10 protein-coding genes and 1 pseudogene are annotated in these 12686 nt (G+C 69.0%); 7 read left to right on the forward strand and 4 right to left on the reverse strand.

Annotation, left to right across the window (positions count from 1 at the left end):
• The first annotated feature begins 2 nt into the window (after positions 1-2).
• Genes AZC_RS06055 through AZC_RS06065 form a run of 3 tightly spaced genes read left to right on the forward strand, consistent with a single transcriptional unit; the run spans position 3 to position 3891 of the window.
• Positions 3-1937: a (Fe-S)-binding protein gene (locus AZC_RS06055; protein WP_012169708.1), complete on the forward strand. Its 1935-nt coding sequence runs from the start codon at positions 3-5 to the stop codon at positions 1935-1937.
• A complete protein-coding gene (locus AZC_RS06060; protein ID WP_012169709.1) occupies positions 1934-3124 on the forward strand; it encodes an electron transfer flavoprotein subunit alpha/FixB family protein in 1191 nt (396 codons plus the stop codon). Before AZC_RS06055 ends, AZC_RS06060 begins: the two co-directional genes overlap by 4 nt.
• Entirely contained in the window at positions 3121-3891 is a 771-nt protein-coding gene (locus tag AZC_RS06065) for an electron transfer flavoprotein subunit beta (RefSeq protein WP_012169710.1), read from the forward strand. The genes AZC_RS06060 and AZC_RS06065 overlap by 4 nt, the downstream gene beginning before the upstream one ends.
• A 6-nt stretch (positions 3892-3897) precedes the next feature.
• On the opposite strand, the gene AZC_RS06070 is transcribed toward AZC_RS06065, so the two are convergent.
• The gene (locus AZC_RS06070) at positions 3898-4821 is read right to left on the reverse strand and encodes a LysR family transcriptional regulator (protein WP_012169711.1); all 924 of its coding nucleotides are present in this window, start codon (positions 4819-4821) and stop codon (positions 3898-3900) included.
• 88 nt (positions 4822-4909) lie between these two features.
• On the opposite strand from AZC_RS06070, the gene AZC_RS06075 reads away from it, so the two are divergent.
• From AZC_RS06075 to AZC_RS06085, 3 genes are read left to right on the forward strand one after another with little or no spacing between them, the layout of a single operon-like run.
• Positions 4910-5239, forward strand: coding sequence for a hypothetical protein (locus AZC_RS06075; protein WP_052285870.1), 330 nt, complete (start codon positions 4910-4912; stop codon positions 5237-5239).
• A 4-nt stretch (positions 5240-5243) separates the two neighbouring features.
• Positions 5244-6203, forward strand: coding sequence for an alpha/beta fold hydrolase (locus tag AZC_RS06080; RefSeq protein ID WP_043878975.1), 960 nt, complete (start codon positions 5244-5246; stop codon positions 6201-6203).
• Positions 6204-6263: 60 nt separating this feature from the next.
• Positions 6264-7541, forward strand: coding sequence for a CitMHS family transporter (locus AZC_RS06085; protein ID WP_012169713.1), 1278 nt, complete (start codon positions 6264-6266; stop codon positions 7539-7541).
• 15 nt (positions 7542-7556) lie between these two features.
• On the opposite strand, the gene betA is transcribed toward AZC_RS06085, so the two are convergent.
• The 3 genes and pseudogenes from betA to betI form a co-directional block, all read right to left on the reverse strand.
• Complete coding sequence (betA, locus tag AZC_RS06090) at positions 7557-9242, reverse strand: choline dehydrogenase (protein WP_043878976.1); 1686 nt, start codon at positions 9240-9242, stop codon at positions 7557-7559.
• On the reverse strand, positions 9242-10714 hold the full coding sequence (betB, locus tag AZC_RS06095; RefSeq protein WP_420794831.1) for a betaine-aldehyde dehydrogenase: 1473 nt from the start codon (positions 10712-10714) through the stop codon (positions 9242-9244). Before betB ends, betA begins: the two co-directional genes overlap by 1 nt.
• A 96-nt stretch (positions 10715-10810) precedes the next feature.
• A pseudogene (gene betI, locus AZC_RS26360) lies at positions 10811-11344 on the reverse strand (choline-responsive transcriptional repressor BetI); the annotation flags it as partial.
• Between the two features lie 310 nt (positions 11345-11654).
• Between betI and AZC_RS06100 the strand changes: the two are divergent.
• Positions 11655-12620, forward strand: a complete 966-nt coding sequence (locus AZC_RS06100) for a choline ABC transporter substrate-binding protein (protein WP_043878977.1) — start codon at positions 11655-11657, stop codon at positions 12618-12620.
• Positions 12621-12686 lie beyond the last annotated feature (66 nt).

Here is a 12686-nt window from a genome sequence, read left to right on the forward strand (position 1 = left end):
CCATGGCCGCCGCCTTCGGCCTCTCGGTGCTGGTCTGGGCCATGGGGCTTTCGGCCGCGCTCGCGCTCGGCACGCGCGTCGCGCTCTGGCGGCGCGGTCGGATGGCGCGGGTGGATTGGCTCTCCGGCCTCGCCGCCGTGCCGAAGCGCTATCTGGTGGACGTGCACCATGTGGTGGCGCGCGATCCTCTGGCTGCGCGCATGCATATGCTGGCGGCCGGCGGGCTCATCGCCGGCTCTGGCCTAGCGGCGCTCGCCATCGTGCCGGTGCTCGCCACCTCCAGCCTATGGTGGGCTCTGACCGCGCTGGCCTTCGCGACCATGCTCGCGGGTGCGCTGCTGGTGGGGGGGCGGCGCTATCCCGCCCGGCCGGCGCGGCTCTCGGGCGGGCGGTTTCAGATCCTTCCCTTTCTCCTGCTCGGTTACGGGCTTGGCGGGTTCAGTCTGGCTTCCGGGGCGGTTGCCGGACTGTCGGGCGGGGCGGGGTTCGTGGTTCTGGCGGTGACCGCCGGCTGCGGCCTCGCCCTCGCTTTCCTTGTCGCCCGCGGCCCCATGCGCCATGCGCTGGCAGGCGCTCTGCACCTTGCCGCCCATCCGCGCCCCGCGCGTTTTGCGGGGCGGCGGGATGTAGCGCTGGCGCCGGTCGATCTAGAGGCCGAGACGCTGGGCGTCGGCACGCCCGCCGATTTCGGCTGGAACCGCCTGCTCGGCTTTGATGCCTGCGTGCAATGCGGGCGCTGCGAGACCGCCTGTCCCGCCTTTGCCGCCGGCCAGCCGCTGAACCCCAAGCGTCTCGTGCAGGATCTGGTCGCGGCGATGGAGGGATCAGACAGCGCGGCCTATTCCGGCAGCCCCTATCCCAATGCCCGCCCTGTCGCCCGGCAGGGCGGGGCATTGTCGCCCATCGTGGGCGCGGGAGCGATGATCCATCCCGATACGCTCTGGTCCTGCACCACGTGCCGCGCGTGCGTCGAGGAATGCCCGATGATGATCGAGCATGTGGATGCGGTCATCGACCTGCGCCGCCACCGGACCCTCATGCTCGGCGCCGTGCCGGAAAAGGCGGCGGCGCGGCTTGATGATCTGCGCGCAACCGACGAGGTGGGGGGCCACGCGCTCGCCGCCCGTGCCGATTTCGCCGCCGGGCTCGACCTGCCGGTCCTCCATCCGGAGGGGCATGCGGATGTGCTGCTCTGGCTGGGGGAGGGCGCCTACGACCTGCGCCATGGCCGCACGCTCCGGGCCCTGGTGCGGCTGCTGCGGACGGCGGGCGTCGATTTCGCCATCCTCGGCGCCGCTGAGAAGGATTGCGGAGATCTCGCCCGCCGTCTGGGGGACGAGGCGACCTTCGCCCGGCTGGCGCGGGAGAATGTGGCGACGCTGAATGCTCTTTCCTTTGGCCTGATCCTCACCGCCGATCCGCACGCGCTCAACAGTCTGCGCAACGAGTATCCGGCCTTCGGCGGGCGGTATGAAGTCTGGCATCACACCGCCTTCCTCGATCGTCTGCTGGCCGAGGGGCGCCTCGCGCTCGGCGCGCCAGGACATCTCTCCGTCACCTATCACGACCCCTGCTATCTCGGCCGCTACAATGGAGAGGTGGAGGCGCCTCGCCGGCTGCTGGATGCGCTGGGGCTAAGGCGCACTGAAATGGCCCGCCACGGCACCCGTTCTTTGTGCTGCGGCGGCGGGGGAGGCGCGCCGCACAGCGACATTGCGGGCGACCTGCGCATTCCCGATTTGCGCATGGATCAGGCGCGGGCGACCGGCGCGGCGGTGGTGGCGGTGGCCTGTCCCCACTGCGCCGTCATGCTGGAAGGTGTCACCGGCGCGCGGCCCGAAGTGCGGGATGTGGCCGAACTGGTGCTCGCCGCCGTCGAGGCGGGGCAAGCGGCCCCGGCATCCGCCGGCGCCCGCCAGCCGGAGCCGGTCGCGTGAGCCGTCTCCGCCGCGATCCCCGCGCCGAGCGCGCGGCCCGGGCCCTGCCCACGCAAGGCCGGCCGCGTCTCCAGCTTGGCACGCCCGTGTCGGAGGGGCGGCTGCGGCGCAATCCCTTCGCCGAACGCGCGGCTGCGGAGGTGCAGGGCCGGACCCGCCTGCGGCTCGACCGCGCCGGCGGTGGCCCCCGTTCGGTCTCTGTCGCCTCCCCGCCGGCAGCGCCCGAACCGAGGGCGCCTGAACGGCGGCTGGTGCCGGAGCCGGCCTTTCTCGTCCTTGCCGTCGCCGATGTGCCGGGCGGGCACCTCTCCGTCCATGACCGGCAGGTGCTGGGCGCCGCCCGTGTGCTGGCCGATGCCGGCGGCGGCGCCGTGGTGCTGCTCGGCGGAACGCTCCCGCAGGATGCGGGCGCGGCCGGTGCCGACCGCATCGCGTGTCTGCCCGAAGCGGACGATCCGGACCGGCGCGCAGGTGCGCTCATGGCCGCCATCGCCGCGCTGCGGCCGCGGCACGTGCTGTGGCCGGAAAGCCGGATCGGCGGCGATCTCGCCCGCCGCGTGGCGGTGCGGATAGGCGAGGGCCTGTTCTGCGGCGCCGAGCAGGTGAGCGCCCGCGCCGTCGCCCGTCCCGCACGGGGCCGCCGGGTGGAGCAGCGCCGTGAACCGCCCCTGCTGCTAACGCTCGCCGAGGGCGCCGCCGCCCCGCACGGGCGCACCGTTCATGAGGCCCGCCCCATCGATCTGCCCTTGCCTGCGCGCCTCGATTTCGAGAGCGCCATCCTGAGCATCGAGGAGGTGCCCGCCGATCCCGCCACCGTGCCGCTGGGCGAAGCGGATTTCGTGCTCTCGGCCGGCAATGGCGTCACGGATTTTGCCGCCTTCGGCGCGCTGGCAGAGGCGCTCGGGGCGACGCCCGGAGCCAGCCGCATGGTGTGCGACGCCGGCCTCATGCCCCGCGCCGCGCAGGTGGGCGCCTCGGGCACTGTGCTCTCGGCCCGCTGCTATTTCGCCCTCGGCATCGCCGGGGCGCCCCAGCATCTTCAGGGGATCGCCGGCTGCGAGCATGTGGTGGCGGTGAATACGGACCTGCATGCGGCGATGATCGAGCGCGCCGGGCTCGCCGTGGTGGCGGACGCGCAGGCGGTCATGCCGGCGCTGCTCGCGCTCCTGGCGGAGGAGGCCTCATGAAGGCGCTGGTTCTGCTCTCCGAAAGCCGGCACCCCGTTTCCGGCAAGCCGTGCCTCTCCCGCTTGGAGGCGCAGGCGGCGCGCATGGCGACGATCCTTGATCCAACCCCGGCCGGGCTCCATGCCGGGCCGGGGCTGGAGACGGTGCGCGAGGCTCTGGGGAGAGGCCTCGCGCACCTGATCCATCTGGCCTGTGCGGCCGAGGATGATCCGGTGCCGGCGCTGGCGGCGGCGGTGCGGGAAGCCGCGCCCGATGTGGTGCTGGCGGGGCCGCGCGGCGAGGGCGGCGCCGATACCGGGCTCCTCCCCTATGCGCTCGCCTTCGCGCTGGGATGGCCTCTCGTCCCGGATGCCGTCACGCTGTCGCCCGGTGCTGACGCGGGCACGCTGGGGATCGAGCAGGCCCTGCCGCGCGGCGCACGCCGGCGCGTCCTCGTACGCCTGCCGGTGCTCGTGAGCGTGCATCCGGGCGCACCTGCGCCTCTGCCCTTCGCCTATGCGCGGGCGTGGGCCGGAGGCGCCGTCACCCGCGCGCCGGCAGGGCGCGTGCCGGTCCGTGAGGAGAATCTGGAGGAGCGGCTCTATCGTCCACGGCCGAAGGTGATGGCGCAGGCGGGTCTCACGGCAGCCGAGCGCGTGGCCGCGCTGTCCGGGGGCAACACGCGGGGACGGGTGCTCGTCGATCCTGCGCCGGAGGAGGCAGCGCGGGAAATCCTGAGCTATCTCCGCGGGCTTGGTCTTGCGGGCGCACGGTCCGCAGACGACTGAGACCAATCAGGGCGCGGCGTGCGTCCGCAGTTCCTCGGCGAACAGATCCCATAGCCGCCGTGCGGGCTCCGAGAGCACCAGATCCTTGCGGCGGATGAGGCCGATGCGGCGGTGGATCGCCGGATCGCACAGCCGCACATGGGAGAGGCCCCAGTCCGCGCAGGCGAGCAGGGCGAGGCGGGGCATCACCGCCGCAACGCCCCCTGCCCGCAGGAAGCCGAGCATGGTGGAGAGGTGTTCCACCTCGTCGCTCCAGGGGGCATCGACGCCCGCCTGTTCCAAGGCCGCATCCATCTCCTTGCGGTTGGCGCTCGACTGCTTGAGCGCCACCAGCGGCACGCCGCCGCGCGGCAGGTCGGACAGGTCCGCCCACGGGAATGCGTCCAGACTTGCGCAGGGGTGATCGCGCGGCAGAACGAGCACATAAGGATCGTCCAGCAGATGCTCCGCCAGCAGTTCGCTCGGCGGCTGGAGCAGGGTGTTCACCGCGAAGGCGACACCACCGACCATGACGCTTTCGGTGACACGCTTGCCGGTGTCGTCGTGAAAGCGCAGGTGCATGTCTGGATAGGCGCGGCGGAAGCGGTCGGCAACGCCGGGCGCGATGCTGAAGGCGACCGTGGTGACGCAGCCGACATCCAGCCAGCCGCCCTTGCCGCGGGCTTCGTCCACGATGGCATTGAGGCCCTGATCCATCTTCTCCAGCAGAGGCGCCACTTCGGCCACCAGCGCCCGGCCGGCGGCGGTGAGCACCACGGAACGGGTGGTGCGCTCCAGAAGCTGCACGTTGAGAGCCTGCTCAAGTTCCGAGATGCGGCGGCTGATCGCCGAGGGCGACAGGTTCAGCGCCGCCGCCGTCCGGCCGAAATTGCGCAGGCGGGCGACGGTGAGGAAGGCCCGCAGTTCGGGCAAATCGTAATTGATGCGCATTACTGCATAATCATTGCCGAATTATCACTTATTATCAATATGGCGGCCCGGCATAGTACGGAAAAGAACACGTTCTCTGGGAGTGCCTATGCCCGTCATCACCGCCACCTTCGATCCGGCCGTGGATGTGTCGCCGGCCGATGCCGAGCGCTTCAATGCGCGCGTGGCCGGCCTGTGCCTCGATCAGCTTTCCGCCGCCCCGGACAAGGTGCAGATCCTGATGGTGCGGGCGATCGCGCCCGTCCATGGCGCGTCCATCTATCTCGGCGTCCAATACCGGCATCAGGATTTCCGCTCGCCCGGCGTGATGGATGACTTCATGGAGGCTCTGGACCATCTGTGCATGGAGCTATTCGGGACGGCGCCGCGCATCCGCTGCTTCCCGAGCCGGAACGACCAGCTCTTTGCCCGGAACTGATGCGATGAAACTCCGCAAGATTGGCAGCTTCTTCGTCGGCGGGCGCACCGTTACGCTCGACGGCCTGCCGGTGGAGCAGCGGCGGCTCGCCATCGGCGCTGCCCCGCGCCCCGTCGATCCCAATGGCGATCACGTCACCGGCCAGATGTATGTGCAGGAATTCCGGCTGGCCGAGCCGCGCTGCCCTTATCCCGTGCTGTTCTGGCACGGTGGCGGCATGACCGGCGTGAACTGGGAGACGACCCCGGACGGTCGCCCCGGCTGGCTCACGCGCTTTCTGGAAGCCGGCTTCGACGTGCTGGTGAGCGATGCGGTGGAGCGCGGGCGCTCCTCCTGGAGCATGTATCCGCAGATCTATGAGGGCGCGCCGCTCTTCCGCACGAAGAACGAGGCGTGGGACATGTTCCGCATGGGCCCGCCCGGCAGCTATGCCACGGATGCGGCGGCCCGCAGGCCCTGGCCTGAGGTGCAGTTCCCGCCCGAGGCGTTCGATGCCTTCGCGGCCCAGTGGGTGCCGCGCTGGGTGGGCCATGAGGCCATGACGGAGGCGGCCTATGGCGCGCTTCTCGCCCGCGTGGGGCCGTGCCTTGTGGTGGGTCACAGCCAGGGCGGCGGCTTCGCGCTGCAGATGACGCAGCGCTATCCCGATCTCATCCGTGGGGTGGTCGCGCTGGAGCCTTCGGGTGCGCCGGACACCGCCGGCATCAGCGATGCGCTGCCGCCTCACCTGGTGCTGTGGGGCGATCATATCGCCGACCATCCGGTATGGACCCGCTATCGCGGCGCGGTGGATGCCTATGTCAGCGCGCTCGCCGCACAGGGCGTGCCGGCCCGCATCCTCGACATGCCGCAGGAGGGGATGGCCGGCAACACCCACTTCCTGATGATGGATCGCAATAGCGACGCCCTCGCCGGCCGCGTCATCGACTGGCTCGCCGCCGCCGCCGAGGCCGCCGCGCGCTGACATTTTCCACGGGCGCCGTCTCGCCCGTGGCTGCTTCCAATAAAAGTCCGGGAAACGCCCATGCTCGCCTTCATCGGTCTTGCGACCGTCCTTGTGGCCGTTCTGCTGCTGGTCAGCGGCCGCCTGTCCCCCCTCGTGACCTTCGTGGTGGTGCCACTGCTCGGGGCCTGCGCGGCGGGTGTCGATCTCGCGCAGGCGCAGAAGCTTGTCGCCTCCGGCATGTCGACGGTGGCGCCCATCGTGGCGCTGTTCATCTTCGCCATCCTGTTCTTCAGCATCATGAACGAGCAGGGGCTGTTCGAGCCCCTGATCCGCGCGCTGCTGAAATTCGCGGGCGATCATCCGCACCGGGTGCTCATGGTGACCGTTCTGGTGGCCGCCATGGTTCACCTCGATGGCGCCGGGGCGACCACTTATGTGGTGACCATCACCGCGCTCCTGCCCATCTACCAGCGCCTCAATATCGACGTGCGCCATCTGCCCATGCTGGCCGGCATGAGCGCGGGCATCATGAATATGGAGCCCTGGACGCCGGCGACCCTGCGTGCCGCGAGCGCCCTGCACCTCGATCCCGTTCTGCTCTGGCGGCCGCTGTGGAGCGTGCAGGTGGCGGGCCTTGTCTTCGCCCTCGGCCTCGCCTGGTGGCTCGGCCAGCGGCGCCGGCCGGTGGTGGAAGGCGCGGGCGTGGCGGCTGCGGCTGTGGCGCCCGCCAGGACGGTGGATGTGCCGCTCTGGCGCCGCATCGCCAATGGCGTGCTCACGGCGGCGGTCATTGCCGCCATGCTGTTCTCGGGCATCTCCACGGTGCTGGTGCTGATGGTCGGCGTCGCCATCGCCTTGCCGCTCAATTACAAGGGCGCCAGCGCCCAGATGGCGACCGTGCGACGCCATTCGGCGGAAGCGCTGCTGCTGGCGGCCGTCCTGCTCTGCGCCGGCGTCTTCCTCGGCGTGCTCAATGGCAGCGGCATGCTGACCGCCGTCAGCAACGAGATCGTCGCCGTCATTCCCCTGAGCCTCGGCCATTGGGTGCACATCATCGTCGGCGCCTTCGCGACGCCGCTCGGCATGATGTTCGGCTCGGACTCCTATTATTTCGGCATCATGCCCGTGCTGGTCAGCGTCGGGCAGGCCCATGGGGTGACGCCCGATGCGGTGGCCCGCGCGCTGATGATCGGCGAGAATGTCGGCTTCGCTATCAGCCCGGTGGTTGGCAGCGCCTATCTGGCGGCGGGCCTCGCGGGCGTCGAGTTCGGCGCCCACATCCGCCATTCGCTGCTTTACACCTGGGGTGTAGCGCTCGCCATGCTGGGCGTTGCGTGGGCGGTGGGCGCGGTCTGAGCCCCGGCGCGCCGTTCAGCGCTGGGCGGTGCGCCAGTTCTCCGCGGTGTAATAGGGCGCGTTAGAGGCGGCGAGGGCCGGCTTGCCGAGGATGATGTCCGAGGCCTTCTCGCCGATCATGATGGTGGGGGCGTTGAGATTGCCCGTCGTGACCGACGGCATGATGGAACTATCCACCACCCGCAGGCCTTCGATGCCGATCACCTTGGTATCGGGCGTCACCACCGCCATGGGATCGTCCGCCCGCCCCATCCGGCAACTGCACGAGGGGTGATAGGCGCTCTCCACCTTCTCGCGCACGAAGGCGTCGATCGCCTCGTCCGAGGTGACGTCGGCGCCGGGCTGGATCTCGCGCCCGCGATAGGGATCGAAGGCGGCCTGGGCGAAAATCTCGCGGGTGAGGCGCACGCAGGCGCGCATCTCGGTGATGTCGTCCTCATGGCCGAGATAATTGAAGAAGATGCGCGGATGTTCGCGCGCATCGCGCGAGCGCAGTCGCACCCAGCCCCGGCTCTTGCTGCGCATGGGGCCCACATGGGCCTGAAACCCGTGTTCGCTGGCGAGGCCCTTGCCGTCATAGCTCACCGCCAGCGGCAGGAAATGATACTGGATGTCCGGATAACGGATGCCCGCGCGCGAGCGGATGAAGCCGCAGCTCTCGAAATGGTTGCTGGCGCCAAGCCCGGAGCGGGCCAAAAGCCATTGCGCACCCACGAGCCCGCGCGAGAGGAGGCCGGTCTTGGAATAAAGGGTGATCGGCTGCGTGCAGGCCACCTGGAAATAGAACTCCAGATGGTCCTGCAAGTTCTCACCCACCCCCGGCCGATCCGCCACGACGGGGATTCCGAGGTCGGCCAGTTCCTGCGCCGGGCCGATGCCCGAGAGCTTGAGGAGCTTGGGCGAGTTGATCGGCCCGGCAGCGAGGATCACCTCCCGGCTTGCCTTCACGATCTGCTCCGTGCCGTCCCGCTCATAGCGCACGCCCACGGCCCGGCGGCCTTCTAACTCGACCGCCAGCACCAAAGCGTGGGTTTCAAGCGACAGGTTGGGGCGCTTCAAGGCGGGCTTGAGATAGGCATTGGCGGTGGACCAGCGCACGCCGTCCTTCACCGTCATGTCCATGCGCCCGAAGCCTTCCTGCTGGGCGCCATTGATGTCCGAGGTGGCAGGATAGCCGGCCTGACGCGCGGCCTCCACGAACACGTTGTAAAGCGGATTTTCCAACGGGCCGTAGCGGGTGGCTAGCGGGCCTGTGGCGCCGCGATAGGCATCGCCCCCCTCCTGCCGGCTTTCCGCGCGCTGGAAATAGGGCAGCACGTGGCGATAGCCCCAGCCCTGCGCGCCTTCTTCCTCCCAGCGGTCGAAATCATGCGGATTGCCACGCACATAGACCATGCCGTTGACCGAGGATGATCCCCCGATCACCTTGCCGCGCGGGCAGACCAGACGCCGGCCGCCGAGCCCCGGCTCCGGCTCCGTCTCGAAGCCCCAGTTGTATTTCGGCATGTTCATGGGGATGGAGAGGGCTGCCGGCATCTGGATGAGCAGGGAGCGGTCCGAGCCGCCATATTCCAGCACGTGCACCGTGAAGCGTCCGTCAGCGGAGAGCCGGTCGGCAAGCACGGCGCCGGCCGAGCCGGAGCCCACGATGACATAATCGAAGATGGCGGGGGACGCGGGGGAGGCCACGGTTCGCTCCATCAATAAGGAGAGGCCACGCGGCCGAGATTGACGTAGACGCTCTTGATCTGCGTGTAGTGCTCGATGGCGGCGCGGCTGTTCTCGCGCCCGAGACCGGACTGCTTGGTGCCGCCGAAGGGCAACTCGATGGGCGTGATGTTGTACTGGTTGATCCAGCAGGTGCCGGCCTCAAGTTGCGCGATCACCCGGTGGGCGCGGGCGAGATCGGCGGTGAAGACGCCGGCGGCAAGGCCGAAGGCGGTGTCATTGGCCCGCGCCACCACTTCCGCCTCATCCTCGAAGGCCAGCACCGACATGACGGGGCCGAAGATCTCCTCGCGCACGTTGGGCATGTCGTCCGTGCAGTCCGCGAAGATGGTGGGGGCGACGAAATTGCCCCGGGCCAACGCCCCCGTCTCGACGCGATGGCCCCCCGCCACCAGCCGCGCGCCTGCGGCTTTCGCCGCCTCGATATAGCCGAGCACCTTCTTCATGTGCGCTTCGCTGATGAGCGCGCCCACATGGGTCGCGGGATCGAGCGGATCGCCCACCACCATGCGCTCGGTGCGCTCGGTCAACTGCGCGAGGAATGGCTTCAGAATGCTGGAATGGACGAAGACGCGGGTGCCGTTGGAGCAGATTTCGCCGCCCGAATAGAAATTGCCCAGCATGGCGGCGGAGACTGCGTCTTCCAGATTGGCATCCGGAAAGACGATGAGGGGCGACTTGCCGCCCAGCTCCAGCGTCACATGCTTGAGGCTCGCGGCGGCGTCCGCCATCACCTTGCGGCCGGTGCCGGCCTCGCCCGTGAGCGACACCTTGGCGATGCCGGGATGGCGGGTGAGGAGGCGCCCCGTGTCGGCGAAACCCTGCACCACATTGAACACGCCGTCCGGAAGGCCGGCCTCGGTGAAGATTTCCGCGAGCTTCACGGCGGTGAGGGGGGTCAGCTCCGCCGGCTTGAAGATCATTGCATTGCCGCAGGCGAGCGCGGGCGCGGCCTTCCAGCAGGCGATCTGGAGCGGGTAGTTCCAGGCGCCGATGCCGGCGACGACGCCGAGCGGCTCGCGTCGGGTATAGCCGAAGGCCTCGGGGCCGAGGTCCACATGCTCGCCGGCCAAAGTCGGGGCAACGCCGGCAAAATAATCGAGGCAGTCGGCCCCGGAGAGCACGTCCACGACGCTTGTTTCCTGGATCGGCTTGCCGGTGTCGAGCGTCTCCAGCCGCGCCAGCTCGTCGTTGCGGGCGCGCAGCAGATCGGCCGCCCGACGCAGGATGCGGCCGCGCTCGGCTCCGGTCATGGCCGCCCATTTCCTCTGGCCGTCCCGCGCCGCCGCAACCGCGCGATCGACTTCCTCCGGACCGGCGATCTCGATTTCCGCCAGAAGCTCACCGGTGGCGGGATTGCGGGTTTCGAAGGTGGTGGCGGCGCGGCTCGCCACCGGCCCGCCGCCGATCTGGTTTCGCACGCTCGCCGGCCCGCGCGGGGCCACCGCCTCAAGCGGGACTTCGCTCGGGCGGGGTGGTGCGGCGGCGATCTGGGAATCGGCAAAGGCTGTGGCGATGGAGCGGGCAAGGGCACTGTCCGGCTCGCCGCCGTTGGAGAGGGTGGCGCGCAGCCAGAGGCCGTCGATCACTGCCGCGATGGAGACCGCGATGCGCTGGGCATCGGCCGGGGCGATGATCTTCTTCAGCGCATGCACGAGGTCGGAGGTCATGCGGCGCTGGTAGACGTTCTGCACACGGGCGAAGCGCTGCTCGTGGATGACCTGCCCCCAGAAGGCGAGCCAGACGCTGGAGGTGCGGCGGTCGAATTCCTCGGGCGCCAGATTGGCCTCGATCACCGCCTGCACGCGCTCGCGCGGGGTGCGTGCGGCGGCGAGACGGCGGGCGGTGCCTTGCGCGAGGCGCCGGGCGAGGTGCCGCAAGGTCGCTTCCAGAAGGCCGTTCTTGTCGCCGAAATAATGCGCCACGAGGCCCGGCGAGACATTGGCCCGGCGGGCGATCTGCACCAGCGTCGTTGCGACGAACCCAATCTCGGCGAGGCAGATGATGGTGGCATCGATCAGCTGCTGGCGCCGCACATCCTCAGGCTCGGTGCGGGTCTGGGCTGCATCTGCCATGGAAGCCTCCGGGTCGGATCGTCGATTGATTATACGTTCAATCAGGCGACTGGCCAGCGCAAATGTCGGGCAGCGCTCGTTCTGGCGCGGGCTGATGAATGGTCAGCAAGGAATGTATGTGCTGCACAGAATCTCGACTTTGAACGGCTAAATAATGCGCGTGACAAACCGCCGCGATGAGGATTGAATGTTCGTTCAATGGCCCACCCAACGTGGCCCGCGCAAGACGGCCGGAGCAGCACGGCCGCCACCTTCCTTCAGAGTGAGAGGGGGCCGCGCGATGCCGGCCCCGGGATCGAGGGGATTGGGAATGACTGGCATTCATCTGTTCCGGACATGGACCGCCGCGGTGGCGATCGGGGCGGCCCTGTGTGGCCTCGCGGCCCCCGCCGCCCGCGCCGCCGATGCCGCCGCCTGCAAGACCGTCCGTTTCGCGGATGTGGGCTGGACGGACATCGCCGCCACCACGGCTATCACGTCCGCGCTGCTCAAGGGGCTTGGCTATACGCCCAAGACGCAGGTCCTGGCGGTACCGGTGACCTATACGTCGATGAAGAACAAGGACATCGACGTCTTCCTCGGCAACTGGATGCCGACCATGGAAGCGGACCGCAAGCCCTATATCGACGACAAGTCGGTGGAGGTCGTGGGCGCCAATCTCGACGGCGCCAAATACACGCTCGCGGTGCCCACCTATCTCTATGACTCCGGTCTCAAGACCTTCGCGGACATCGCCAAGTTCAAGGACAAGCTGAAGGGCAAGATCTACGGCATCGAGCCCGGGAATGACGGCAACCGCCTGATCATGGGCATGATCAAGGACAATGCCTTCGGCCTCGGCAAGTTCGAGATCGTGGAATCCAGCGAGCAGGGCATGCTCTCGCAGGTGGATCGCGCCACCAAGCGCAAGGAGCCCATCGTGTTCCTCGGATGGGAGCCCCATCCCATGAACACCAAGTTCTCCATCAAGTATCTGGAGGGCGGCGACGACGTCTTCGGCCCCAATCTCGGCGGCGCCACCATCTACACCAATGTGCGCGCCGGCTGGATGGGCGAGTGCCCCAATGCGGCGACGCTCATCAAGAACCTGAAGTTCACCCTGCCGCTCGAAAACACCGTGATGGGTTACATCCTGTTCGACAGCATGGATGCGGACAAGGCGGCGGAGAAGTGGCTGAAGGCCAATCCGAAGGCCTGGGAGCCCTGGCTCCAGGGCGTGACCACCTTCGACGGCAAGCCGGGCCTTGCGGCGGTGAAGGCATCGCTCAAGATGTGAGGCCGATCCGGCCGGCTCCGGCCGGCCGGTCATTGATGCCCGCTGCCTGCCGCCGCAACGGAGGGT

Source organism: Azorhizobium caulinodans ORS 571, from assembly GCF_000010525.1.
Classification (GTDB): domain Bacteria; phylum Pseudomonadota; class Alphaproteobacteria; order Rhizobiales; family Xanthobacteraceae; genus Azorhizobium; species Azorhizobium caulinodans.

Bases quoted from the DNA above. Each gene is read 5' to 3' on its own strand.
- AZC_RS06075 (WP_052285870.1), top strand. From the start codon at position 4,910: ATGCCCGTCATCACCGCCACCTTCGATCCGGCCGTGGATGTGTCGCCG.
- AZC_RS06100 (WP_043878977.1), top strand. From the start codon at position 11,655: ATGACTGGCATTCATCTGTTCCGGACATGGACCGCCGCGGTGGCGATC.
- betA (WP_043878976.1), bottom strand. From the start codon at position 9,242: ATGGAGCGAACCGTGGCCTCCCCCGCGTCCCCCGCCATCTTCGATTAT.
- AZC_RS06070 (WP_012169711.1), bottom strand. From the start codon at position 4,821: ATGCGCATCAATTACGATTTGCCCGAACTGCGGGCCTTCCTCACCGTC.
- AZC_RS06055 (WP_012169708.1), top strand. From the start codon at position 3: ATGGCCGCCGCCTTCGGCCTCTCGGTGCTGGTCTGGGCCATGGGGCTT.
- AZC_RS06085 (WP_012169713.1), top strand. From the start codon at position 6,264: ATGCTCGCCTTCATCGGTCTTGCGACCGTCCTTGTGGCCGTTCTGCTG.
- AZC_RS06080 (WP_043878975.1), top strand. From the start codon at position 5,244: ATGAAACTCCGCAAGATTGGCAGCTTCTTCGTCGGCGGGCGCACCGTT.
- AZC_RS06065 (WP_012169710.1), top strand. From the start codon at position 3,121: ATGAAGGCGCTGGTTCTGCTCTCCGAAAGCCGGCACCCCGTTTCCGGC.